The sequence below is a fragment of the Comamonas granuli NBRC 101663 genome (assembly GCF_000739995.1).
Classification (GTDB): domain Bacteria; phylum Pseudomonadota; class Gammaproteobacteria; order Burkholderiales; family Burkholderiaceae_C; genus Simplicispira; species Simplicispira granuli.
Map to the genome: position 1 here is coordinate 109,646 of NZ_BBJX01000001.1, position 22,681 is coordinate 132,326.

The 22,681-nt window shown below is 70.1% G+C and carries 19 protein-coding genes; all 19 read right to left on the bottom strand.

Annotation, left to right across the window (positions count from 1 at the left end; genetic code table 11):
* Window positions 1-130: 130 nt before the first annotated feature.
* A complete protein-coding gene (gene ftsZ, locus CGR01S_RS00530; protein ID WP_042421317.1) occupies window positions 131-1,354 on the bottom strand; it encodes a cell division protein FtsZ in 1,224 nt (407 codons plus the stop codon).
* A 170-nt stretch (window positions 1,355-1,524) separates the two neighbouring features.
* Window positions 1,525-2,754: a cell division protein FtsA gene (gene ftsA, locus CGR01S_RS00535; RefSeq protein WP_042421320.1), complete on the bottom strand. Its 1,230-nt coding sequence runs from the start codon at window positions 2,752-2,754 to the stop codon at window positions 1,525-1,527.
* A gap of 34 nt (window positions 2,755-2,788) precedes the next feature.
* Window positions 2,789-3,583 carry a cell division protein FtsQ/DivIB gene (locus CGR01S_RS00540; RefSeq protein WP_042421323.1) on the bottom strand — a complete coding sequence of 265 codons (795 nt, stop codon included), beginning with the start codon at window positions 3,581-3,583 and terminating at the stop codon, window positions 2,789-2,791.
* Window positions 3,580-4,584: a D-alanine--D-alanine ligase gene (locus CGR01S_RS00545; RefSeq protein ID WP_042421325.1), complete on the bottom strand. Its 1,005-nt coding sequence runs from the start codon at window positions 4,582-4,584 to the stop codon at window positions 3,580-3,582. The genes CGR01S_RS00540 and CGR01S_RS00545 overlap by 4 nt, the downstream gene beginning before the upstream one ends.
* Window positions 4,581-6,014 carry a UDP-N-acetylmuramate--L-alanine ligase gene (gene murC / locus CGR01S_RS00550; protein ID WP_042421328.1) on the bottom strand — a complete coding sequence of 478 codons (1,434 nt, stop codon included), beginning with the start codon at window positions 6,012-6,014 and terminating at the stop codon, window positions 4,581-4,583. The genes CGR01S_RS00545 and murC overlap by 4 nt, the downstream gene beginning before the upstream one ends.
* Complete coding sequence (gene murG / locus CGR01S_RS00555) at window positions 6,014-7,075, bottom strand: undecaprenyldiphospho-muramoylpentapeptide beta-N-acetylglucosaminyltransferase (RefSeq protein ID WP_042421331.1); 1,062 nt, start codon at window positions 7,073-7,075, stop codon at window positions 6,014-6,016. The genes murC and murG overlap by 1 nt, the downstream gene beginning before the upstream one ends.
* Window positions 7,076-7,238: 163 nt before the next feature.
* Complete coding sequence (ftsW, locus tag CGR01S_RS00560; RefSeq protein ID WP_042421333.1) at window positions 7,239-8,516, bottom strand: putative lipid II flippase FtsW; 1,278 nt, start codon at window positions 8,514-8,516, stop codon at window positions 7,239-7,241.
* Complete coding sequence (gene murD, locus CGR01S_RS00565; protein WP_042421335.1) at window positions 8,513-10,294, bottom strand: UDP-N-acetylmuramoyl-L-alanine--D-glutamate ligase; 1,782 nt, start codon at window positions 10,292-10,294, stop codon at window positions 8,513-8,515. The genes ftsW and murD overlap by 4 nt, the downstream gene beginning before the upstream one ends.
* The gene (gene mraY / locus CGR01S_RS00570) at window positions 10,291-11,469 is read right to left on the bottom strand and encodes a phospho-N-acetylmuramoyl-pentapeptide-transferase (RefSeq protein ID WP_042421337.1); all 1,179 of its coding nucleotides are present in this window, start codon (window positions 11,467-11,469) and stop codon (window positions 10,291-10,293) included. The genes murD and mraY overlap by 4 nt, the downstream gene beginning before the upstream one ends.
* Before the next feature lie 24 nt (window positions 11,470-11,493).
* Window positions 11,494-12,915 (bottom strand): UDP-N-acetylmuramoyl-tripeptide--D-alanyl-D-alanine ligase, encoded by a 1,422-nt coding sequence (locus tag CGR01S_RS00575; protein ID WP_042421339.1) that lies wholly within the window; start codon window positions 12,913-12,915, stop codon window positions 11,494-11,496.
* Window positions 12,912-14,402, bottom strand: coding sequence for a UDP-N-acetylmuramoyl-L-alanyl-D-glutamate--2,6-diaminopimelate ligase (locus CGR01S_RS00580; protein ID WP_042421342.1), 1,491 nt, complete (start codon window positions 14,400-14,402; stop codon window positions 12,912-12,914). Before CGR01S_RS00580 ends, CGR01S_RS00575 begins: the two co-directional genes overlap by 4 nt.
* Window positions 14,402-16,144, bottom strand: coding sequence for a peptidoglycan D,D-transpeptidase FtsI family protein (locus CGR01S_RS00585; protein ID WP_042421345.1), 1,743 nt, complete (start codon window positions 16,142-16,144; stop codon window positions 14,402-14,404). The genes CGR01S_RS00580 and CGR01S_RS00585 overlap by 1 nt, the downstream gene beginning before the upstream one ends.
* Window positions 16,141-16,440, bottom strand: a complete 300-nt coding sequence (gene ftsL / locus CGR01S_RS00590; RefSeq protein ID WP_042421347.1) for a cell division protein FtsL — start codon at window positions 16,438-16,440, stop codon at window positions 16,141-16,143. Before ftsL ends, CGR01S_RS00585 begins: the two co-directional genes overlap by 4 nt.
* Complete coding sequence (rsmH, locus tag CGR01S_RS00595; RefSeq protein WP_245616711.1) at window positions 16,437-17,366, bottom strand: 16S rRNA (cytosine(1402)-N(4))-methyltransferase RsmH; 930 nt, start codon at window positions 17,364-17,366, stop codon at window positions 16,437-16,439. Before rsmH ends, ftsL begins: the two co-directional genes overlap by 4 nt.
* A gap of 7 nt (window positions 17,367-17,373) precedes the next feature.
* Window positions 17,374-17,802 (bottom strand): division/cell wall cluster transcriptional repressor MraZ, encoded by a 429-nt coding sequence (gene mraZ / locus CGR01S_RS00600; protein ID WP_042421350.1) that lies wholly within the window; start codon window positions 17,800-17,802, stop codon window positions 17,374-17,376.
* A gap of 307 nt (window positions 17,803-18,109) precedes the next feature.
* Window positions 18,110-19,432 (bottom strand): ATP-dependent protease ATPase subunit HslU, encoded by a 1,323-nt coding sequence (gene hslU, locus CGR01S_RS00605; protein ID WP_042421352.1) that lies wholly within the window; start codon window positions 19,430-19,432, stop codon window positions 18,110-18,112.
* Window positions 19,433-19,507: 75 nt separating this feature from the next.
* On the bottom strand, window positions 19,508-20,071 hold the full coding sequence (gene hslV, locus CGR01S_RS00610) for an ATP-dependent protease subunit HslV (protein WP_042421353.1): 564 nt from the start codon (window positions 20,069-20,071) through the stop codon (window positions 19,508-19,510).
* Window positions 20,072-20,211: 140 nt separating this feature from the next.
* A complete protein-coding gene (locus CGR01S_RS00615; protein WP_042421354.1) occupies window positions 20,212-21,954 on the bottom strand; it encodes an STAS domain-containing protein in 1,743 nt (580 codons plus the stop codon).
* A 39-nt stretch (window positions 21,955-21,993) separates the two neighbouring features.
* Entirely contained in the window at window positions 21,994-22,677 is a 684-nt protein-coding gene (gene dksA / locus CGR01S_RS00620; protein ID WP_084690498.1) for an RNA polymerase-binding protein DksA, read from the bottom strand.
* Window positions 22,678-22,681: the final 4 nt, after the last annotated feature.

Sequence of the window (22,681 nt, forward strand, 5' to 3'; positions counted from 1 at the left end):
GAAAAGAGGCCCGTCGCTGCGGGCGCGATCCAGGCCCGCGACCGCCGCGCTGGCGGTGCCCCCTTCCCGCGCTGCGCAGCAGCGCGAGAGAAGGGGGGAGCGGCAAAGCCGCTCGGGGGGTTGCCTTCTATCAATCCGCCTGCTTGCGCAGGAAAGCCGGGATCTCCAGGTCGTCCATGCCGCCCGAGACCAGCGCATCGACGCGCGCCGCCGCGCTGGTGCGGTCGCCAGGGCGGCGCCACACGCTGGGCACAGCCATGTTGCCGTAGTCGCCCTGTGCGGCCGGGGTCGCCATGGCCGCGGGCGCACCGTTGCCGACCATGGGGTAGGCCAGGTTGTCGGTGCCGGTGCGCAGGCCGCCCTGCACCACCGAGATGGGCTGGCGGCGGGCATTCACCCGTGCCAGGCCCGTGGCCACCACGGTCACGCGGATCTCGTCGCCCAGGCTGTCGTCGTAGGCGGCGCCGTAGATCACATGGGCGTCGTCCGAAGCGTAGGCATTGATGGTGCTCATGGCCAGGCGCGACTCGGAGAGCTTGAGGCTGCCCTTGGCCGCGGTCACCAACACCAGCACGCCCTTGGCGCCCGAGAGGTCGATGCCTTCGAGCAACGGGCAGGCAATGGCCTGCTCGGCGGCGATGCGCGCGCGGTCGGGGCCGCTGGCCGTGGCCGTGCCCATCATGGCGCGGCCGGGCTCGCCCATCACGGTCTTGACGTCGGCAAAGTCCACGTTCACCTGGCCGTACTCGTTGATGATCTCGGCGATGCCGCCGACGGCGTTCTTGAGCACGTCGTTGGCGTGGCCGAAGGCCTCTTCCTGGGTGATGTCGTCGCCCAGCACTTCCAGCAGCTTCTCGTTGAGTACGACGATGAGCGAATCGACGTTCGCCTCCAGCTCGGCCAGGCCGTCGTCGGCGTTCTTCATGCGGCGGTTGCCCTCCCAGGCGAAGGGCTTGGTCACCACCCCCACGGTGAGAATGCCCATCTCCTTGGCCACGCGCGCGATCACGGGCGCGGCGCCCGTGCCCGTGCCGCCGCCCATGCCCGCGGTGATGAACAGCATGTTCGCGCCCTGGATGGCCTGGCGGATGTCGGCCTCGGCCGCCTCGGCGGCCTCGCGCGCGATCTCCGGCTTGCTGCCCGCGCCCAGGCCGTTGTGCCCGAGCTGGATGACGCGGTGCGCGCAACTGCGCGTGAGCGCCTGGGCATCGGTGTTGGCGCTGATGAACTCCACGCCCTGCACGCTGCGCGCAATCATGTGCTCGACGGCATTGCCGCCGCCGCCGCCCACGCCAATCACCTTGATCTGCGTGCCCTGGTTGAAATCTTCGGTTTCGATCATTTCGATGGTCATCTGGGAGCTCCTTTTTCTTCAATCTTGTCTGTGCGGTTCGCCGCAGGCCCGGGCCTGCGCGGGGGGATGGAGGGTGGGGGGCCGGGCGGGCGGCGGGCGACCAAGGCCCTGCCGCCCGCCCGGCATTCGGTGCGGGCTGGCGCGGGCCAGCCAGAGCAGCGCGTCCATGTTCAGAAGTTCCCCACGATGAAATCCTTGAAGCGGCCGAAGACCGATTGCACCGCCCCCGTCTTGTGCGCCACCTTGAAGCCGCGCAGGCGTGCCATGCGCGCCTCCTCGAGCAGGCCCATGACGGTGGCGGCGCGCGGCTGGGCGACCATGTCGGCCAGGGCACTGGAATACTTCGGGATGCCGCGGCGCACGGGCTTGAGGAAGATGTCCTCGCCCAGTTCGACCATGCCCGGCATGACCACGCTGCCGCCCGTGAGCACCACGCCCGAGGAGAGCACCTCCTCGTAGCCGGACTCGCGGATGACCTGCTGCACGAGCGCGAAGATCTCCTCCACGCGCGGCTCGATCACACCGGCCAGCGCCTGCTTGGAGAGCATGCGCGGGCCGCGGTCACCCAGGCCCGGCACCTCGACCTGGGCCTCGGGGTCGGCCAGCAGTTGCTTGGCGTAGCCGCTCTCGACCTTGATGTCCTCGGCGTCCTTGGTGGGCGTGCGCAGCGCCATGGCGATGTCGCTGGTGATCAGGTCGCCGGCGATGGGAATGACGGCCGTGTGCCGGATGGCGCCGCCGGTGAAGATGGCCACGTCCGTGGTGCCCGCGCCCACGTCCACCAGCGCCACGCCGAGCTCGCGCTCGTCGTCGGTCAGCACGGCCTGGCTGGAGGCCAGCGGGTTGAGCATGAGCTGCTCGACCTCCAACCCGCAGCGACGTACGCACTTGAGGATGTTCTCGGCCGCACTCTGCGCGCCGGTGACGATGTGCACCTTGGCCTCCAGGCGGATGCCGCTCATGCCGATGGGCTCCTTCACGTCCTGCCCGTCGATCACGAACTCCTGCGGCTCCACGAGCAGCAGGCGCTGGTCGCTGGAGATGTTGATGGCCTTGGCCGTCTCGACCACGCGCGCGACGTCGGCGGCCGTGACTTCCTTGTCCTTGACGGCCACCATGCCGCTCGAATTGATGCCGCGGATATGGCTGCCCGTGATGCCGGTGTAGACGCGCTGGATCTTGCAGTCGGCCATGAGCTCGGCCTCTTTGAGCGCCTGCTGGATGCTCTGCACCGTGGCGTCGATGTTCACCACCCCGCCGCGCTTGAGCCCATTGCTCGGCGCCACCCCCAGGCCGGCGAGCTTGAGCTCGCCGCCTGCCAGGACTTCGGCGACCACGACCATGATCTTGGCCGTGCCGATGTCCAGCCCCACCACCACATCCTTGTACTCTCTTGCCATAGCCTTGTATGCCTCGTATCTCTTGCTGCCTGCCTCAGCGGCGCGTGCCCGCGCCCGCCCCCTGCGCCACCGTGGTCACGCCGCGCAGGCGCAGCGCATAGCCGTTGCCGTGGCGCAGGTCTGCCGACTCCAGGGCATCCACGCGCCGCCCGTACTTGGCCGCCACCTGGGTGAGCGTGCGCACGAAGCGCTGCAGGCGCGCCAGCAGCTCTGCATCGCTGCCCGCGCCCAGTTCGATGTTGGCGCCGCTGTCGAGCACCAGGCGCCAGCTGCCGCGGCGGTTCAGCTCGAGCACCTGGATGTCCAGGCCCAGCGGCTCCAGGGCCTGCTGGAGCTGCCCCTGCATGTGCAGCATGTGCGCGGAGCTGCCCTCGGGCCCCAGCAGGCGCGGCAGCAGGTCGTATTCGGGTTCGTCGGCGCTGGCGTCGAAGACCTCGCCGAAGTCGTTCACCATGGCCGTGCCGGACTCGGCGCCCCAGTGCGCGACCGCGCGGTGCTCCTCCAGCACCACGCGCAGGGCGCCCGGGAACGCGCGCTGCACCTGCGCCTTGCGCACCCAGGGCACCTGCTCGAAGGCCTGGCGCGCGGCCTGCAGGTCCAGCGTGAAGAAGTTGCCCGCCAGGCGCGGCGCCACATTGGCGCGCAGGGTCACGGCGCTGTGGTGGGCGACGTCGCCCTCGACCACCAGGCGCGCAATGGCAAAGGCCGGGTGGCGCAGCACCCAGTGGCCGCAGGCCGCCAGCACGAGCATGCCGCAGCCCAGGAACAGGGCCGTGGCGGTCCAGTTCATGAGGCGTACGTCCAGCGGTGCGGGCAGCGCGGGGTTCATCCCGAGGCTCCTGGGGCGGGTGCGGGGTGGGCAGGGCTGTCCAGGGCCGCGCTGGCGAGCAGGCGCAGGCACAGGTCCTCGTAGCTGATGCCGGCGGCGCGCGCCGACATGGGCACCAGCGAATGGCCGGTCATGCCGGGGGAGGTGTTCATCTCCAGCAGGAAGGGCTTGCGGTCGCTGGCGCGGATCATCAGGTCGGCCCGGCCCCAGCCGCGGCAGCCCAGGGTGCGGTAGGCCGCGAGCACGATGCGCTGGATCTCGCGCTCCTCGGCCTCGGGCAGGCCGCTGGGGCACTGGTATTTCACGTCGTCGGTGAAGTACTTGTTCTGGTAGTCGTAGGCGCCCTCGGGGGCATTGATGCGGATCACCGGCAGGGCCACGGCGTGCGCCCCCTCGCCCAGCACGGGGCAGGTCACCTCTTCGCCCTCGATGAATTCCTCGCACAGCACATCCGGGTCGTAGCGCGCGGACAGTCGCACCGCGTCCTGCATCTCCGAGTAGCCGCGCACCTTGGTCACGCCGATGGACGAACCCTCGCGCGGGGGCTTGACGATGAGCGGCAGGCCCAGCTCGTCGGGCACGGTGCGCACCACCTCCGGCTGCTGGCGCTCGGGCGCCAGCCACACATAGCGCGGCGTGGGCAGACCCTCGGCCAGCCAGACGCGCTTGGTCATGACCTTGTCCATGGCGATGCTCGACGCCATGACGCCCGAGCCGGTGTAGGGAATGCCCAGCAACTCCAGTGCGCCCTGCACCGAGCCGTCCTCGCCGTGGCGGCCGTGCAGGGCGATGAAGCAGCGCGCATAGCCCGCCCGCTTGAGCTCGCACAGCTCGCTCTGCGCCGGGTCGAAGGCATCGGCATCGACACCGCGCGCGCGCAGCGCCTGCAGCACGCCCGCGCCGGACATGAGCGAGACCTCGCGCTCGGCCGAGTTGCCGCCCATGAGCACGGCCACCTTGCCCAGGGCGGCGGCGCTGATCTTTGGATCGTTTTGGCTCATGGGGCGCTTCCCTCCTGCGCAACGTGCTCTGTATTTTGTAGCATATCGACCAGTCGTGCCGGCACGCCGCCGATGGAGCCGGCGCCCATGCACAGCACCACGTCGCCAGCGCGCGCGACCTGGGCGATGGCGTGCGGCAGCTCGGCCACGTCCTCGACGAACACCGGCTCCACCCGCCCGGCCACGCGCAGCGCACGCGCCAGCGAGCGCCCGTCGGCGGCCACGATGGGCGCCTCGCCCGCGGCGTAGACCTCGGTGAGCAGCACGGCGTCGGCCTGGCCGATGACCTTGATGAAATCCTCGAAGCAGTCGCGCGTGCGCGTGTAGCGGTGCGGCTGGAAGGCCAGCACCAGGCGCCGCCCGGCAAAGGCCCCGCGCGCGGCGGCCAGCGTGGCGGCCATCTCCACGGGGTGGTGGCCGTAGTCGTCGATGACGGTGAACTGCCCGCCGCCCTGCGCGGGCAGCTCGCCGTAGCTCTGGAAGCGCCGCCCCACGCCGCGGAAGTTCGCCAGCGCGCGCTGCACGGCAGCGTCGGGAATGTTCAGCTCCACCGCCACGGCGATGGCCGAGAGGGCATTGAGCACGTTGTGCTCGCCCGCGAGGTTGAGCACCACGTCCATGTCGGGCAGCGTCACGCCGTTGCGCCGCTGCACCGTGAAATGCATTTGCCCGCCCACGGCGCGCACGTTGACGGCGCGCACCTGGGCATCCTCGGCAAAGCCGTAGCTCGTGATCGGGCAAGACACCTCGGGCACGATGGAGCGCACGGCCGGGTTGTCGATGCACAGAATGGCCGTGCCGTAGAACGGCATGCGGTGCAGAAAATCAACAAACGCCTTCTTCAGCCGGCCGAAGTCGTGGCCGTAGGTCTCCATGTGGTCGGCGTCGATGTTGGTGACCACGGCCATCACGGGCAGCAGGTTGAGGAAGGAGGCGTCGGACTCGTCGGCCTCGGCGACGATGTAGTCGCCGCTGCCCAGGCGTGCATTGGCCCCGGCGCTGTTGAGGCGCCCGCCGATGACGAAGGTCGGGTCCAGGCCGCCCTCGGCCAGCACGCTGGTGACCAGGCTGGTGGTGGTGGTCTTGCCATGCGTGCCGGCGATGGCAATGCCCTGCTTGAGGCGCATGAGCTCGGCCAGCATGAGCGCGCGCGGCACCACCGGGATCTTGCGCGCACGCGCGGCGAGCACCTCGGGGTTGTCGTTCTTGACGGCCGTGGAGATGACCACGGCGTCGGCCCCGGCGATGTGCGCGGCATCGTGCCCCAGGTGCGTGGCAATGCCCAGCGACTGCAGGCGCTGCAGCGTGCTGCTGTCGGCCAGGTCGGAACCCGAGACGCGGTAGCCCAGGTTGAGCAGCACCTCGGCGATGCCGCTCATGCCCGCGCCGCCCACGCCGACGAAATGGATGTGGTGGATGGCGTGCTTCATCAGGCCAGCTCCTCGCAGGCAGTGACCACCTCGCGGGTAGCCTGGGTTTTTTGCATGGTTTTGGCCTTCAGGGCGCGTTCCAAAAGCGCGGAACGCTCCGTATTTTGTAGCATTTCAGCGAGCCACTGGGGCGAGAGCTCGGCCTGCGGCACCAGCCAGCCGCCGCCGGCCTGCACGAGGAACTGCGCATTGGTCGTCTGGTGGTCGTCCACGGCCGCCGGGAAGGGCACGAACACGGCGGCCGCACCCACGGCGGCGATCTCGGTGACCGTGCTGGCCCCGGCGCGGCAGACGATGAGGTCGGCAGCGGCAAAGGCGCTGGCCGTGTCCTCGATGAAGGGCGTGAGCTCGGCCTGCACCCCGGCCGCCTGGTAGTTCGCGCGCAACTGCTCGATCTGCGCCGTGCCGCTCTGGTGCGTGACCTGCGGGCGCCGGTCCGGCGGGATCAGGGCCAGCGCCTGGGGCACGATCTCGTTGAGCGCCCGCGCCCCCAGGCTGCCACCCACGACCAGCAGGCGCAAGGGGCCGCTGCGCCCGGCAAAGCGCGCCGCCGGCTCGGCCTGCTGCGTGAACGCGCTGCGCAGGGGATTGCCCACCCACTGGCCCTTGCGCAGCACCTCCGGGAAGGCGGTGAACACCCGGTCGGCCACGCGGGCCAGCAGTTGGTTGGCCATGCCGGCCACGGAGTTCTGCTCGTGCAGCACCAGGGGCTTGCCCGCCAGCACGGCCATCAGGCCGCCGGGAAAGCTGATGTAGCCGCCCAGGCCCACCACCACGTCGGGCTGCACGCGGCGCATCACCTGCCAGGCCTGCCAGAAGGCGCGCAACAGGCGCAGGGGCAGCAGCGCCAGCGTGGCCAGGCCCTTGCCGCGCACGCCGGAGAAGTCAATGGTCTCCAGCGCAAAGCCCTGCGGCGGCACGATGCGCGCCTCCATGCTGGCGGGCGCGCCCAGCCAGTGCACGCGCCAGCCGCGCGCGCGCAGCGCCTCGGCCACCGCCAGCCCGGGGAAGATGTGGCCGCCGGTGCCGCCGGCCATGATGAGGGCGGTTTTCTGCGTCATACGCGGCCTCCGCGCATCAGGCGCTTCGCGCCCGGCATTGCATGCGCAATGCGCAGCTCATTTTGATAAGACAAGCTGCTCATACGCGGCCTCCGCGCATGGAATGCTGCGCATTCCGCAGCGCTGACGCGCTGCAGCAACTCGTTGTGACGAAACAAGCTGCTCATACGCGGCCTCCGCGCATGAGCAGCTTGTTTTCATAATCCACGCGCAGCACCACGGCCAGGGCCACGAGGTTCATGAGGATGGCCGAGCCGCCGTAGCTCATGAGCGGCAGCGTGAGGCCCTTGGTGGGCAGGGCGCCGAGGTTCACGCCCATGTTGATGAAGGCCTGGAAGCCGATCCAGATGGCCACGCCCTGCGCCACCAGGCCGGCGAACACGCGGTCCAGGGCGATGGCCTGGCGGCCAATGTGCATGATGCGGCGCACCACCCAGAGGAACAGCACGATGAGCGCGAGCACGCCCACGAGGCCGAACTCCTCGCCGATGACGGCGAGCAGGAAGTCGGTGTGCGCCTCGGGCAGCCAGTGGAGTTTTTCCACGCTGCCGCCCAGCCCCACGCCCCAGACCTCGCCGCGGCCGATGGCGATGAGCGCGTGCGAGAGCTGGTAGCCCTTGCCCAGCGCATGCTGCTCGCTGAACGGGTCCAGGTAGGCGAACACGCGCTCGCGCCGCCAGGGCGAGCTGGCGATCATGAGCGCGAACGCCCCCACCAGAATGGCCGCAATGAGGAAGAACATGCGCGCATTCACGCCGCCCAGGAACAGAATGGCCATGGCGATCACGGCCACCACCATGAAGGCGCCCATGTCGGGCTCGGCCAGCAGCAGCATGCCCACCACGGCCACGGCAGCGGCCATGGGCAGCACGGCGCGGAAGAAGCGCTCCTTGACCTCCATGCGCCGCACCATGTAGTCGGCGGCGTAGACGAGCACGGCGAACTTGGCCAGCTCCGAGGGCTGGAAGCCAATGGGCCCGACCGAGAGCCAGCGGCGCGCGCCGTTGACCACCTTGCCCACGCCCGGCACCAGCACCACCGCCAGCAGCAGCAGCGAGACGACGAACATCCAGGGCGCGGCGCGCTCCCACGTGCGCATGGGAATCTGGAACGCCAGCAGCGCGGCCACAAAACCCATGACCAGGTACAGCGCATGGCGCGTGAGGAAATGCGTGGGCGCATAGCCCGCAAAGCGCGGGTTGTCGGGCATGGCGATGGAGGCCGAATACACCATCACCAGCCCCCAGGACAGCAGGGCCACCACGGCCCACAGCAGCGCCTGGTCAAAGCCCAGCACGCTGGCGGGCGTGGCCGTGGTCTGGCGGTACTCGGTGCCGCCCACGCGCACGGGCAGCACATCGGCCGCACGGCCCTGCGCGGCGCCCAGCCAGGGCATCAGACGCTGCCACAGGCGGGCCGGGGTGCGGACGGCGGCGCTCATGCCACCCCCCCCAGTTCCTGGCCCGCGTCCTGCGCCAGGGCGCGCACGGTATCGACGAACACTTCTGCGCGGTGCGCGTAGTCGCGGAACATGTCCAGGCTGGCGCAGGCGGGCGAGAGCAGCACCGCGTCCCCCGCGTGCGCACGCTCGGCCGCCCAGCGCACGGCCTCGGGCAGCGTGGCCGCGTCGTGCAGCAGCAGGCCCGTCTCCTGCAGCGCCGCGCGGAGGGCGGGCGCGTCGCGCCCGATGAGCACGGCCGCGCGCGCGTGGCGCAGCAGGGGCGCAGCCAGGGGAGAAAAGTCCTGGCCCTTGCCGTCGCCGCCCAGGATCACGACCAGGCGGCGCTCGGCCCCCAGGCCGCTGAGCGCGGCCACGGTGGCGCCCACGTTGGTGCCCTTGCTGTCGTCGAAGAACTCCACCCCGTTGACGATGCCCACCGGCTCCACGCGGTGCGGCTCGCCGCGGTATTCGCGCAGGCCGTAGAGCATGGCCGACAGCGCACAGCCCGCCGCCTGCGCCAGGGCCAGGGCGGCCAGGGCGTTGGTGGCGTTGTGGCGCCCGCGGATGCGCAGCGCATCGGCCGGCATGAGGCGCTGGATGTGCAGCTCCTCGTCCGCGCCCTTGCTGCGGCGGACGGTTTCGTCGGCCTCCTGGGCGCGCACCAGCCAGGCCATGCCGTTGACGAGCTCGATGCCGTAGTCCCCCGGGCGCTGGGGCATGCCCGCCCCGAAGGTGAGGTGGGCGCGCTGCTGCAGCTTCTGCGGCCTGCCCTTGGCGGACACGGGCACGGCCGGCGGCAGCATGTCCATGACGCGCGCGTCGTCGCGGTTGAGCACCATCAGCGCCTGGGTGCCGAAGATGCGCGCCTTGGCGGCGGCGTAGGCCGCCATGTCGCCATGCCAGTCCAGGTGGTCCTGCGTGAGGTTGAGCACCGTGGCCGCCGTGGGCTCGAAGCCGCACACGCCGTCGAGCTGGAAGCTCGAGAGCTCCAGCACCCAGACCTCGGGCAGTTGCGCGCTGTCGATGCGCCCGGCCAGCGTATCGAGCAGCGTGGGGCCGATATTGCCCGCCACCGCCACCGTGCGCCCCGCGTGCGCGACCAGCTTGCCGGTGAGCGCGGTCACGGTGGTCTTGCCGTTGGTGCCCGTGATGGCAAGCACGGCGGGCGCATAGCCATGCGCCGCGCGCAGCGCGTGCAGGGCCTGGGCATACAGGTCCAATTCGCCGCCAACGCTGATTCCGCGGGCGCTGGCAGCATCCAAAACAGGAGCAATGGCCTGCGGACTGAGGCCCGGTGAGCGGTACACCGCCGTCACCGCACCCGACTCCAGCAGGGCGCCATCCAGGGCCCCGGCCACGAAGCGCACCTGCGGCAGCTCGGCGCGCAGCAGCGCCAGTTGCGGCGGCGCGTCGCGCGTGTCGGCCACGGTGACCTGGGCGCCGCAGCGCACGCACCAGCGCGCCATGGCCAGGCCCGAGGCCCCCAGGCCCAGGACCAGCACCTGCTGATCCCGCAGGGGGGACGGGTCCTGCGCCTGCGGCCAGCCGGAGGGCACGGGCTGCCAGTCGGGCGCCTGCGCCTCCGGCTGCGCCGGGGCCGGGGCGTCGGCGGGCGCGGCCTGCGCCTCGTCCGCCGGGGCGTCGGCGAAGATGCGCGCGACGAAGGCGGCGGCCTCGCGCGCGGCGTCGAGCGTGCGCGGCGGCTCGGGCGCAGGCGCCGCCGGCGCGGGCGGCGTGCCGGCCTGCGGTGCGGGGAGGTGCTCGTCCAGCGGGTTCATCGCAGCTTCAGGGTGGACAGGCCGACCAGGCACAGCAGCATGGTGATGATCCAGAAACGCACGACCACCTGCGTCTCCTTCCAGCCGCTTTTCTCGAAATGGTGGTGCAGCGGCGCCATCTTCAGCAGGCGCCGGCCCTCGCCGTATTTGCGCTTGGTGTACTTGAACCAGCTCACCTGCAGCATGACCGACAGCGCCTCGACGACGAAGATGCCGCCCATGATGGCGAGCACGATCTCCTGGCGCACGATGACGGCGATGGTGCCCAGGGCGCCGCCCAGCGCCAGCGCGCCCACGTCGCCCATGAACACCTGGGCCGGGTGGGTGTTGAACCACAGAAAGGCCAGGCCCGCGCCGGCCATGGCGGCGCAGAAGATGAGCAGCTCGCCCGAGCCCGGGATGTGCGGAAACAGCAGGTACTTGGAGTACACGGCGCTACCGGTGACATAGGCAAACACGCCCAGCGCCGAACCCACCATGACCACCGGCATGATGGCCAGGCCGTCCAGGCCGTCGGTGAGGTTCACGGCATTGCTCGAACCCACGATCACCAGGTAGGTGAGGATGACGAAGCCCAGCACGCCCAGCGGGTAGCTCACCTCCTTGAAGAAGGGCAGCAGCAGCCCGGCCTGGGGCGGCAGATTCACGTCCAGACCCGAGCGCACCCACGAGACGAACAGCTCCAGCACCTTGAGGTTGGAGCTCTCGGAAATGCTGAACACGAGGTACAGCGCGGCCATCAGGCCGATGAGCGACTGCCAGAAATACTTCTCGCGCGAGGGCATGCCGTTGGGGTCCTTGTTGACCACCTTGCGCCAGTCGTCGGCCCAGCCGATGGCGCCAAAGCCCAGCATGACGATGAGCACGATCCAGACGAAGCGGTTGGACAGGTCGGCCCACAGCAGCGTGGAGACGCTGATCGCCAGCAGGATGAGCACGCCCCCCATGGTGGGCGTGCCGCTCTTGACGTGGTGCGTCTCCATGCCGTTGGTGCGGATGGGCTGGCCGATCTTGAGCGCCGTGAGCCGGCGGATGACCGCCGGCCCGGCGAACAGGCCGATGAGCAGCGCCGTGAGCGCGCCCAGCACCGCGCGCAGCGTGAGGTACTGGAACACGCGCAAAAAGCCGAGCTCCGGCGACAGGCCTTGCAGCCACTGGGCGAGCCACATCAGCATGGTGCCCCCCCGGTCATCCTGTGCTCACCGCGTCGTGCCATGGTGTGCCTCCTGCGCTGCAGCGGGTTGTTCTGCGGCGGCGGCCAGCGCCTCCACCACCTGTTCCATCTTCATGAATCGCGATCCCTTCACCAGCACGCTGCCCACCGTGGGCAGGGCCTGTTGCACCGCTGCCTGCAGCGCTGCCATGTCCTGAAAATGCCGCGCCCCGGCGCAGGCGGCCGCGGCGTGCGCGGCCAGAGGGCCCAGGGCGAACACCTGCTCGATGCCGCGCGCCTGGGCGTGCGCGCCGGCCTCGGCATGGAACTGCGGCCCCTGCGTGCCCACCTCGCCCATGTCGCCCAGCACCAGCAGGCGCGGGCCGGGCAGTTCGGCCAGCACCTCGATGGCCGCGTGCATGGAGTCGGGGTTGGCGTTGTAGCTGTCGTCCACCACGGTGACGGTGCGCGCGCCATAGCGCAGGCCCAGGGCGCGCGAGCGGCCCTTGACGGGCGCGAAGGCGGCCAGCCCCTGGGCGATGGCGGGCAGCGGCACACCCGCCGCCAGGGCGCAGGCCGTGGCCGCCAGGGCATTGGTGACGTTGTGCCGGCCGGCGATGTGGAGCAGGCAGTCCAGTGCGCCTTGCGGCGTGGCCATGTGCACCTGCCAGGCGCCGTCCCGCCACTGGGCCTGCGTGCAGCGCACGTCGGCCCCTGCCCCGCCGAAGGTGAGGCAGCGGCGCGCCCCCGCCAGGGCCTGCCACAGCGGCGTGTACGTGTCGCCCGCGGGGAAGACCGCCACGCCGTTCGCGGGCAGGACCGCGAACACCGAGCCGTTCTCTTCGGCCACGGCCTGCACGGTGTGCATGAACTCCAGGTGCTCGCGCTGCGCGTTGTTCACCAGGGCCACCGTGGGCTGGACGATGCCGGCGAGGTAGGCGATCTCGCCCGGGTGGTTCATGCCCAGTTCGACCACGCCCACGCGGTGCTGCGCCCCCAGGCGCAGCAGGGTCTGCGGCACGCCCACGGCATTGTTGAGGTTGCCCTGCGTGGCGAAGGCGGCCTCCTGCACATGGGCGCGCAGGATGGCGGCGATCATCTGCGTGACCGTGGTCTTGCCATTGCTGCCGGTGACGGCGATGAGCGGCAGCGCCCATTGCGCGCGCCAGCCCGCCGCCAAGTGCCCCAGGGCCTGCAGGCTGTCGGGCACCTCAATGCCCGGCAGGCCCGCGGCCTGCAGGCCGCGTTCGGCCAGGGCGGCGGCCGCGCCGGCGGCGCGCGCCTGGGGCAGGAAGTCGTGGGCATCGAAGCGCTCGCCGCGCAGGGCGACGAACAGGTCGCCCGGCTGCAGGCTGCGGGTGTCGGTGTGCACGCGCCCTATGGCCACGGCGCCGTCGCCCACGAGGTGCGCGCGCGGCTCGCGCTGCTGGATCCAGGCCAGTGCCTGCTGCAGGTCCATCATGCTCATGCGCCTGCCTCCCGGCGCTGCAGGGCGGCCTGCGCCTGCGCCATGTCGGAGAACGGCTGGCGCACGCCCGCCGTCTCCTGGTAGTCCTCGTGGCCCTTGCCGGCGATGAGCACCACGTCCTGCGCCGCGGCCTCGCGCAGCGCCAGGGCGATGGCGGCGGCGCGGTCGGGTTCGGCGCGCACGGTGCCGCCGGCAATGGTGCCCAGCAGGATCTGGTGGATGATGCCGGCCGGGTTCTCGCTGCGCGGGTTGTCGCAGGTCACCACCACGCGGTCGGCCTCGCGCTGGGCGATGCCGCCCATGAGCGGGCGCTTGCCCGCGTCGCGGTCGCCGCCGCAGCCGAACACGCACCACAACTGGCCGCCGCGCTCGCGCGCCAGGGGCTGCAGGGCGCGCAGCGCCTGCTCCAGCGCATCGGGTGTGTGGGCGTAGTCCACGGCCACCAGCGGCTGGCCCGGCAGTGCGATGCGCTCCATGCGCCCGGGCACCGGCACCAGCGCCGCGCAGGCCTGCACCGCCTGCGCCAGCGGCACGCCCAGGGCGCGCAGCGCGGCGATCACGCCCAGCAGGTTGGCCACGTTGTAGCTGCCAATGACCTGGGTCTGCAGTTCGCGGCGCTCCGCGCCTTCGAGCACGCCAAAGCGCAGGCCGCCCGCGCCCAGGGCCACGTCCACGGCGCGCAGGCATGCCGGGCCGTGCATGGACACGCTCCACAGGTCCAGCGCGGGGCGCGCGGCCAGCTCCTGGTGCAGCGCCGCGCCGCGCGGGTCGTCGATGTTGACCACGGCAGCGGCCAGGCCCGGCCAGTCGAACAGCACGCGCTTGGCATCCCAGTAGGCCTGCATGTCGGCGTGGTAGTCGAGGTGGTCCTGGGTGAAATTGGTGAACAGGGCCACGCGGATGCGCGTGCCCGCGAGGCGGTGCTCGGCCAGGCCGATGGAGGAGGCCTCGATGGCGCAGCTGTGCGCGCCCGCGTCCAGGAACGCGCGGAAAGCGCGCTGCAGGCGCACGGGGTCGGGGGTGGTCATGCCGGTGGCTTCCAGGCTCCCCGGCATTCCTACCCCCAAAGTACCCACAATGGCGCATGGAGCCTGCGCAAACAGCTCTTGATTCGATAGCGCATGCGCGAGCCACCAGGCGGTGCTGGTCTTGCCGTTGGTGCCGGTGACGGCGAGCACGTCCAGGCCCTGGCTGGGGTGGCCGAACCAGGCGGCGGCGATCTCGCCCGTGGCCTGCTTGAGGCGCGGCAGGGCAGCGATGTCCTCGCCGGCGAAGCCAAAGGGCTCCACGCCGTCGTGCTCGACCAGGCAGGCCGCCGCCCCGCGCACCAGGGCGTCGCCCACGTGGGCACGCCCGTCGGTGGCCGCGCCGGGCCAGGCGATGAAGCCATCGCCGGGCTGCACGCGCCGGCTGTCGGTCTGCAGCGTGCCCGTGACGCGCGCACGCAGCCACTGCACGGCCTGGGAGGCATCGGTCAGGATGTGCATCACAGCGGCTCCTCCACGTCGGCGACGATCTGCGGCTTGACGTCCATGTCGGGCTGCACGCCCATCATGCGCAGCGTCTGCTGCACCACCTCGCTGAACACGGGCGCGGCCACGGCGCCGCCGTAGTACACGCCGTTGCTGGGCTCGTCGATCATCACGGCGACGATGATGCGCGGCTTGTCGATGGGCGCCATGCCGGTGAACCAGGCGCGGTACTTGCCGGACGAATAGCTCTTGCCCACCTGCTTGCGCGCCGTGCCCGACTTGCCGCCCACGGAGTAGCCCAGGGTCTGCGCCTTCTGGCCCGTGCCGCCGGGGCCGGCCGCCATTTGCAGCATCTTGCGCACGGCGGCGGCCGTCTGCGGCGAAATCACGGGCACGCCCGCGGCGGGCTGGTCCGTCTTGAGCATGGTGGCGGGGATGATCTGGCCGTCGTGCGCGAACACGGTGTAGGAGCGCGCCATCTGGAACAGGCTGGCCGAGAGGCCGTAGCCATACGACATGGTGGCCTGCTCGATGGGCCGCCAGGTCTTGTAGGGCCGCAGGCGCCCGCTCACGCTGCCGGGAAAGTCGATCTGCGGCTTCTGCCCGAAGCCCGCGGCCGAGAAGGTCTCCCACATCTCGCGCGCGGGCATTTGCATGGCGATCTTGGTGGTGCCCACGTTGCTCGATTTCTGGATCACGCCCTCGACCGTGAGCACGCCGTAGTTGTGCGTGTCGGAGATCGTCGAGCCCGTGATGGTGAGCCGCCCCGGCGTGGTGTCGATCACGGTGTTCGGCTTGACGCGCCCCGTCTCCAGCGCCAGGGCGATGGTGAAGGGCTTCATGGTCGAGCCGGGCTCGAAGGTGTCGGTCAGCGCGCGGTTGCGCAACTGCTCGCCCGAGAGGTTTTGCCGCTTGTCGGGCACATAGCTGGGGTAGTTGGCCAGCGCCAGGATTTCGCCCGTGATGGCGTCGAGCACCACCACGCTGCCCGCCTTGGCCTTGTGCGCGGCGACCTGGTCGCGCAGCTTCTGGTAGGCGAAGAACTGCACCTTGCTGTCGATGGACAGCTGCATGTCGCGCCCATCCACGGGCGGCACGACCTCGCCCACGCCCTCGACCACGCGGCCCAGGCGGTCCTTGATGACGCGGCGCGAGCCGGGCTTGCCGGCCAGCAGGCGGTTGAAGGCCAGCTCCATGCCCTCCTGGCCCTGGTCCTCTACGTTGGTGAAGCCGACGACGTGCGCGGCCGACTCGCCCTCGGGGTACTGGCGCTTGTACTCCTTGCGCTGGTAAATGCCCTTGATGTTCAGGGCCGCGATCTTCTGGCCCAGATCCCAGTCGAGCTGGCGCTTGATCCAGACGAAGGTCTTGTCCTCGTCGGCCAGGCGCGCCTGCAGGTCGGCCAGCGGCATGGACAGCAGCTTGGCCAGCTCCTTGAGCTTGGCACGCACCTCGGCGTCGTCCTGGTCCACGTCCTCGGGAATGGCCCAGATGCTCGCGGCGGGCACGCTGGAGGCGAGGATCAGGCCGTTGCGGTCGAGCAGGCGCCCGCGGTTGGCCGGCAGCTCCAGGGTGCGGGCAAAGCGCACCTCGCCCTGGCGCTGAAAGAAGTCATTGCCCACCACCTGCACGTAGGCGGCGCGCAGCGCCAGTACCGCAAAGCCCAGGGCGAACATGGCGACGATGAAGCGGCTGCGCCACACCGGCGTCTTGCTCGCCAGCAGCGGGCTCGTCGCGTACTGCACGCTGCGGCTCATGGGCGCGGCTCCTGGACGGCGCCCGGTGCAGGCAGGGGGGTGGTCACGTACTGCGTGATGGCCGGGGTGGCCGTGTGCATCTGCAGGCGCGCGCGCGCGAGCTGCTCCACGCGCAGCGGCGTGGCCTGGGCGCGCTTTTGCACCTGCAGGCGCTGGTATTCGATCTGCAGACGGCGCGCCTCGGCATTGGCCTGGTCCAGCTCGGTGTACAGGCGGCGCGAGGCGTACTGCGTCTGCACCAGATAGAGCGCGCTGGCGATGAGCGCAAGCAGCAGCACGGCGTTCAGGCGGGTCATGCCGGCACCTCCGTGCGCTCGGCCACGCGCATCACGGCGCTGCGCGCGCGCGGGTTGGCCGCCACTTCGGCGGCGCCCGGCTTGATGCGGCCCAGCGCCTTGAGCCGCATGGGCTGGGGCGCGGCGAAGGGCGCGCGGCGGTCGAACACCTCCTTGGAATGCTGGGCGATAAACTGCTTGACGATGCGGTCCTCCAGCGAGTGGAAGCTGATGACCACCAGCCGCCCGCCGGGCGCGAGCACCGTCAGGCAGGCCTCTAGCGCCTGTTGCAGTTCTTCAAGTTCGGCGTTGATGAAAATCCGTAGAGCCTGAAATGTGCGCGTTGCAGGGTTCTGGCCTGGCTCGCGGGTCTTGACCGCGCCAGCCACGAGATCGGCCAGCTCTGCGGTGCGCTCGAGAGGGCCTCTCTCCTGCCGCCGAGCAACAATCGCCTTTGCAATGGGGCCAGCAAACCGTTCTTCACCGTATTCACGTATCACCTCCGCAATCTGTGCCACGTCGGCATGGGCCAGCCAGTCGGCCGCGCTCTGGCCGCGCGTGGTGTCCATGCGCATGTCCAGCGGTCCGTCAAACCGGAAACTGAAACCCCGCTCCGGGGCGTCGATCTGGGGCGAGCTCACGCCCAGGTCCATGAGCACACCCGCCACGCTGCCCGCGGGCAGTTCGGTCAGGTGGCGGAAACCCGCGTGCCGGATGCAAAAGCGCGCATCCTGGATGCGCGCTGCTTCTTCGATGGCCTGGGGGTCCTTGTCGAATGCCAGCAAGCGCCCCTGCGGTGACAGCCGGGAGAGAATGCGCCGCGTGTGCCCGCCGCGCCCGAAGGTGGCATCCACCCACAGGCCCGCGGGCGCCTCGCCCGCCCGCTCCAGCAGGGCATCGACTGCCTCGTCCAGCAGCACGGTGCGGTGTTCTCCAGCGTGTGCCACGGGCGCCTCAGAAAGAGAAGTCCTTGAACACATCGGGCATCTCGGCCTGCATGGCCTGGGCCTCCTGTGCCTCGTAGGTGGCCTTGTCCCAGAGCTCGAAGTGCCGGCCCATGCCGAGCAGCATGGCGTCCTTGGTGATGCCGGCGGCCTGGCGCAGTTCGGGGGCGATGAGCACGCGGCCCGTGGCGTCCATGTCCACATCCATGGCATTGCCCAGGAAGATGCGCTTCCACCACTGGGCGGACATGGGCAGCTCGGCGATGCGCTCGCGGAAGGTCTCCCACTCGGGGCGCGGAAAGACCATCAGGCAGCCATGCGGGTGCTTGGTGATGGTGAGCTGGCCTGCCGCTGCCTGGCTCAGGGCGTCACGATGCCGGGTCGGCACGGAAAGCCGACCCTTCGCATCCAGACTGAGCGAAGACGCCCCTTGAAACACTGCGCGGACCCCTCATAGACCGGCCACGGCGCCCGCGTGCGGTACGCGGGCTGTCATGGCACTTTTCACCACTTAATTGCACTTTTTTGCACTGTAGCAGGAAAAGCCACCACTGCAAGGAGGATTGCTACAACTTCTTGCAATGAAATCAAGGACTTAGGCACGACAGGGCCGGCCTGCAAACGGCAAAAACCGTTGTGCAGGAAGCAGTTAGGTGCGTCAATGAAAGTAACACCTGAGGGGGTGCGCACCCCCAGGACCGCCCGCCCGCCAGGGCGGCGCGGGCCTGGCGGTGCGGGGGGCGGGCTCAGAGGATGAAGCGCGAGAGGTCTTCGTCCTGCGCGAGCGCCTGCAGGCGCTCGTCCACGTAGGCAGCGTCTATGGCCACGGTCTGGCCGCTGCGGTGGGCCGCATCGAAGCTGATGTCGTCGAGCAGGCGTTCCATCACGGTGGCGAGGCGGCGTGCGCCGATGTTCTCCGTGCGTTCGTTGACCTCGTAGGCGATGCGCGCCAGGCGCGTGATGCCTTCGGGGGTGAATTGCAGCGTGACGCCTTCGGTTTCCAGCAGCGCCTGGTACTGCTTGACCAGGCTGGCGTGGGTCTGCGTGAGAATGGCCTCGAAGTCCTGCACCGAGAGCGAGCCCAGCTCCACGCGGATGGGAAAACGCCCCTGCAGCTCGGGAATCAGGTCGCTGGGCTTGGCAAGGTGGAAGGCGCCCGAGGCGATGAACAGGATGTGGTCGGTCTTGACCATGCCGTACTTGGTGTTCACCGTGGTGCCCTCGACCAGCGGCAGCAGGTCGCGCTGCACGCCCTGGCGCGAGACGTCGGCGCCGCCCGTTTCCTGGCGCGCGGCGACCTTGTCGATCTCGTCGATGAAGACGATGCCGTTCTGCTCGGCGCTGTGCACGGCGCGCTGCTTGATTTCTTCCTCGTTCACCAGCTTGGCGGCCTCCTCTTCGATGAGCAGGCGGCGCGCCTCGGCGATGGCGAGTTTGCGCGTCTTGCGCTTGCCCTGGCCGATCTGGCTGAACATGCCGCGCAGCTGCTCGGCCATGTCCTCCATGCCCGCGGGGCCCATGATCTCCAGTTGCGGGCGGGCGTCGGCCACGTCGATTTCTATTTCCTTGTCGTCGAGCTGGCCCTCGCGCAGCTTCTTGCGGAACACCTGGCGTGCCGTGCTGTCGGGCGCGGGCTCGCTGCCCGGGGTGCGCGCGGTGGGGATGAGCACGTCGAGGATGCGCTCCTCGGCCGCGTCCTCGGCGCGCGTGCGCACCAGGCGCATCTGCGCCTCGCGCTCCTGCTTGACGGCCACTTCCAGCAGGTCGCGGATGATGGCGTCCACGTCCTTGCCCACATAGCCCACCTCGGTGAACTTGGTGGCCTCGACCTTGATGAAGGGCGCGTCGGCCAGGCGCGCCAGGCGGCGCGCGATCTCGGTCTTGCCCACGCCCGTGGGGCCGATCATGAGGATGTTCTTGGGCGTGATCTCGCGGCGCAGGGGCTCGCTCACCTGCTGGCGGCGCCAGCGGTTGCGCAGGGCGATGGCCACGGCACGCTTGGCTCCGGCCTGGCCGACGATGTGGCGGTCGAGTTCGGAGACGATTTCCTGGGGGGTCATGGAGGACATATTCAAAGCAGAATCAGGCTCCAGCCCTTATGTAGTAAGCGCTGGCAGCTATCAAAAACAAAGTAGCCGAAACGCTCAGAGCGTCTCGACCGTGTGGTGCATGTTGGTGTAGATGCACAGCTCGCCGGCAATCGCCAGCGACTTGCGCACGATGTCCTCGGCACCCAGGTCGGTGTTGGCCAGCAGCGCCTGGGCGGCCGCCTGCGCGTAGGCGCCGCCGGAACCGATGGCGACGATGCCCTGCTCGGGTTCCAGCACGTCGCCGTTGCCCGTGATGATGAGCGAGGCGCTGGCGTCGGCCACGGCGAGCATGGCCTCCAGGCGGCGCAGCACGCGGTCGGTGCGCCAGTCCTTGGTGAGCTCGATGGCGGCGCGCGTGAGGTGGCCCTGGTGCTTTTCCAGCTTGGCCTCGAAGCGCTCGAACAGCGTGAAGGCGTCGGCCGTGGCGCCGGCAAAGCCGGCCAGCACCTTGCCATGGTGGAGCTTGCGCACCTTGCGCGCCGTGCCCTTGACGACGATGTGGCCCAGTGTGACCTGGCCGTCGCCGCCCAGGGCGACCTGCACGCCTGCCGCGGTCTGGCGACGCACGCTGAGGATGGTGGTGCCGTGGAACACCGGGGATTCGTTGGATGCGGTCATAGGGCGTCTAGGTGGGGGCGCCAACCGCCATTGCAAGTGCGTTCGCCATGGCGCATCGAGCGACCCAGCACGCAGGAAACTGTCACGGCCCAGGCCAGGGCTCCCGCGCAAGGCCCGCAGGGCCTCAGGGGGGGAGCATGCTAGTTCTTGCGCGGCAGCACCCAGGCGTGTTCGTTCACGCCCAGCACGTTGAAGAGCACGGCCACGAGCCGGTGCAGGTTGTGGAACTGCACCTCGCGGCCCTGGGCCTGCTGGTGCGCGGCCCAGTTGAGCACCGAACCGGCCGCCGTGAAGTCGATGCGGATGAGCTTGTCGCAGGCAATGGCCAGCGGCTGGCCCGCAGGCACCTGGTCCTGCACGCCCTCGAGCAGGTGCGCGGCATCGCCCTCGATGTGGCCGGACAGGCCGGCCATGGCGGGCACGGAGTCGCCAAAGCCGGTGAGCGTGCTGTGGGTGATGCTGTCCTTCCAGGGCGGCCGGGCCACGAGGTCCTGCACAGGCGCGGGAGCGCTGGGCGGCGGTTCGCCTGCAGCATCGCTGCTGTAGCCGCAGCGCGGCGTCGCCCAGGAGGGCGGGGAGACCTCGTAGGTGACGCAGTAGTCCAGGGCCACCATCTCGAACTCGTCGGGCTGGCCCATGAGGCGCAGCAGCGCCATGCGCAGGCGCCACCACTCGGGGTTGCTCTCGCGCACGCCGGACTGGGTGTGCTCCTGCAAGAGCGCCTGCAGGGCCTGCGCGCCGGCAAACACGAACTGGCCGGGCAGGTCGGCCCAGCGGGAAAACTCGTTCGCCAGCGCGGTGAGGGCGGCGTCCTCGATGGACTTCAGGCGCGTCCAGGTCAGCGTCCAGGGGGAGGCCGAGCGGTTGATGGACGCCTGCAGCGCTGCCACCGACTGCAGGGTGACGGCCGCCGGGGCGTTCCAGCTGAATTCGCGCCGGGGCACGGCCGGCTCTTCCTGCACGGTCGCCTGCAGGCCCAGTTGCTCGGGCAGGGAGAACCACAGCGGCGCCGAGCGCGAGAAGCGGGCGGCGAAGTCGATGGCCAGGGCGTCGAAGCGGTCCTGCTGGCCCGTGGCGCGGTACAGGTCGAACAGCGTCATCCAGATCTCGAACTGCGCATCGGGGTCGTCCGCGCTGTGGCGTTCGAGCACCTCCAGCAGCCCGGCTTCGGCGCCCGCGTAATCGCCGTTGGCAAAGCGGATGGCAGCTTCTTCGAGGTCGGGTTCGTGCACGAATCTCTCCATGGCTGGTGCGGCCTGCGCCACGGGGGCCGCGCCCAGGCTCCAGGGCGCGCCGCCCGGCTCCTCGGGGGGCAGCATGCCCGGCCCGTCCGGGGCACTGAGGCTTTCGCCGGAAAACAGCGGCTCGGGCGCGCCCTGCGTGCCCGGCAGCGCCGCCCCCAGAGGCAGGGGCGCCGTGGGCGCGTAGGCGTCGGGAGCGGCAGGGGCCGTCTGGACCTGCGTGGGGACATCGGGAGGCGGCAGGGTTTCGGCTGCGTCAGCGCCCTGCTTGCCCTTCCACCACTGCATGGACATCTGCGCCTCGATCTCGTCGATCTTCTTGATCGTGACGGCGCGTTCGCCGGGCGAGGTGAGGCTGCTCTGGAAGAACGAGGGCCGTGCGGCGGGGTCGGCGGTGCGCTGGCCGCTCAGGGCGTCGCGCTGGCGCAGCTTGCGCAACTGATCGAACTCGCGACGGCGCACGAAGTCGTTGCGCCGCTTGCGCTCGATCATTTCCTTGAGCATCTGCTTGCTGTACTGGCTCTCCTTGTCCTCCTGGATGGAGTCGAGTTCGGACCAGTTGACCGTGGGGTTGCGCACGAACCGCACCACCTTGGAGAGGAGGCCTCCGCCGGAGGAGGGGGTATCGTCGTCCTTGCTCATGGTCGCCAGGGTGCGCTGCAGCGGCTGCGGCCAGGGCCCTCAGTCGCCGAACATCTTCTGCTTGAGCTCGCGGCGCTGCTGCGCTTCGAGCGAGAGCGTGGCCGTGGGGCGCGCCAGCAGGCGGCCCACGCCGATGGGCTCGCCCGTCTCGTCGCAGTAGCCGTAGTCGCCGGCGTCGATGCGCGCGATGGACTGCTCGATCTTCTTGAGGAGCTTCCTCTCGCGGTCGCGCGTGCGCAGCTCCAGGGCGTGCTCCTCTTCGATGGTGGCGCGGTCGGCCGGATCGGGCACGACCACGGTGTCCTCGCGCAGGTGCTCGGTGGTTTCGCCCGCGTTGTTCAGCATGTCCTGCTTGAGCTGCACCAGCTTGCGGCGGAAGAAGGCCATCTGCACGTCGTTCATGTATTCGCTGTCGGGCATGGCCAGCATGTCGGCGTCGATCAGCTCCTCCAGGGGCCGGGTCTTCCAGTGGTTGGCCCGCTTGGGGTCTTTCTTGGGGGCCGTAGCGGGCGAGGCTTGCAGGGTCGTGGACATGGTATTCGTATAGCTCGCTTTGGCGGCCGTGGATGCGACGGCCTGTTCCATGGATGGTACGGTCAATTGCTCCCGTCGGGAAGAAGACCGTGCGCCGCGTGCGGTACCCGGCGCGGCAGTCTGGCCAGCACGGGTCCCGCCGGGTGCGGCCGGGGCTGGCGCCTGGGGTTTGCGCGGTGCAGCGTTCATCTCC

What these genes read in the sequence shown, in the direction of transcription:
- ftsZ (WP_042421317.1), bottom strand. Translation starts at nt 1,354, where the DNA reads ATGACCATCGAAATGATCGAAACCGAAGATTTCAACCAGGGCACGCAG.
- ftsA (WP_042421320.1), bottom strand. Translation starts at nt 2,754, where the DNA reads ATGGCAAGAGAGTACAAGGATGTGGTGGTGGGGCTGGACATCGGCACG.
- CGR01S_RS00540 (WP_042421323.1), bottom strand. Translation starts at nt 3,583, where the DNA reads ATGAACCCCGCGCTGCCCGCACCGCTGGACGTACGCCTCATGAACTGG.
- CGR01S_RS00545 (WP_042421325.1), bottom strand. Translation starts at nt 4,584, where the DNA reads ATGAGCCAAAACGATCCAAAGATCAGCGCCGCCGCCCTGGGCAAGGTG.
- murC (WP_042421328.1), bottom strand. Translation starts at nt 6,014, where the DNA reads ATGAAGCACGCCATCCACCACATCCATTTCGTCGGCGTGGGCGGCGCG.
- murG (WP_042421331.1), bottom strand. Translation starts at nt 7,075, where the DNA reads ATGACGCAGAAAACCGCCCTCATCATGGCCGGCGGCACCGGCGGCCAC.
- ftsW (WP_042421333.1), bottom strand. Translation starts at nt 8,516, where the DNA reads ATGAGCGCCGCCGTCCGCACCCCGGCCCGCCTGTGGCAGCGTCTGATG.
- murD (WP_042421335.1), bottom strand. Translation starts at nt 10,294, where the DNA reads ATGAACCCGCTGGACGAGCACCTCCCCGCACCGCAGGCCGGCACGCCG.
- mraY (WP_042421337.1), bottom strand. Translation starts at nt 11,469, where the DNA reads ATGCTGATGTGGCTCGCCCAGTGGCTGCAAGGCCTGTCGCCGGAGCTC.
- CGR01S_RS00575 (WP_042421339.1), bottom strand. Translation starts at nt 12,915, where the DNA reads ATGAGCATGATGGACCTGCAGCAGGCACTGGCCTGGATCCAGCAGCGC.
- CGR01S_RS00580 (WP_042421342.1), bottom strand. Translation starts at nt 14,402, where the DNA reads ATGCACATCCTGACCGATGCCTCCCAGGCCGTGCAGTGGCTGCGTGCG.
- CGR01S_RS00585 (WP_042421345.1), bottom strand. Translation starts at nt 16,144, where the DNA reads ATGAGCCGCAGCGTGCAGTACGCGACGAGCCCGCTGCTGGCGAGCAAG.
- ftsL (WP_042421347.1), bottom strand. Translation starts at nt 16,440, where the DNA reads ATGACCCGCCTGAACGCCGTGCTGCTGCTTGCGCTCATCGCCAGCGCG.
- hslU (WP_042421352.1), bottom strand. Translation starts at nt 19,432, where the DNA reads ATGTCCTCCATGACCCCCCAGGAAATCGTCTCCGAACTCGACCGCCAC.
- hslV (WP_042421353.1), bottom strand. Translation starts at nt 20,071, where the DNA reads ATGACCGCATCCAACGAATCCCCGGTGTTCCACGGCACCACCATCCTC.
- CGR01S_RS00615 (WP_042421354.1), bottom strand. Translation starts at nt 21,954, where the DNA reads ATGAGCAAGGACGACGATACCCCCTCCTCCGGCGGAGGCCTCCTCTCC.
- dksA (WP_084690498.1), bottom strand. Translation starts at nt 22,677, where the DNA reads ATGAACGCTGCACCGCGCAAACCCCAGGCGCCAGCCCCGGCCGCACCC.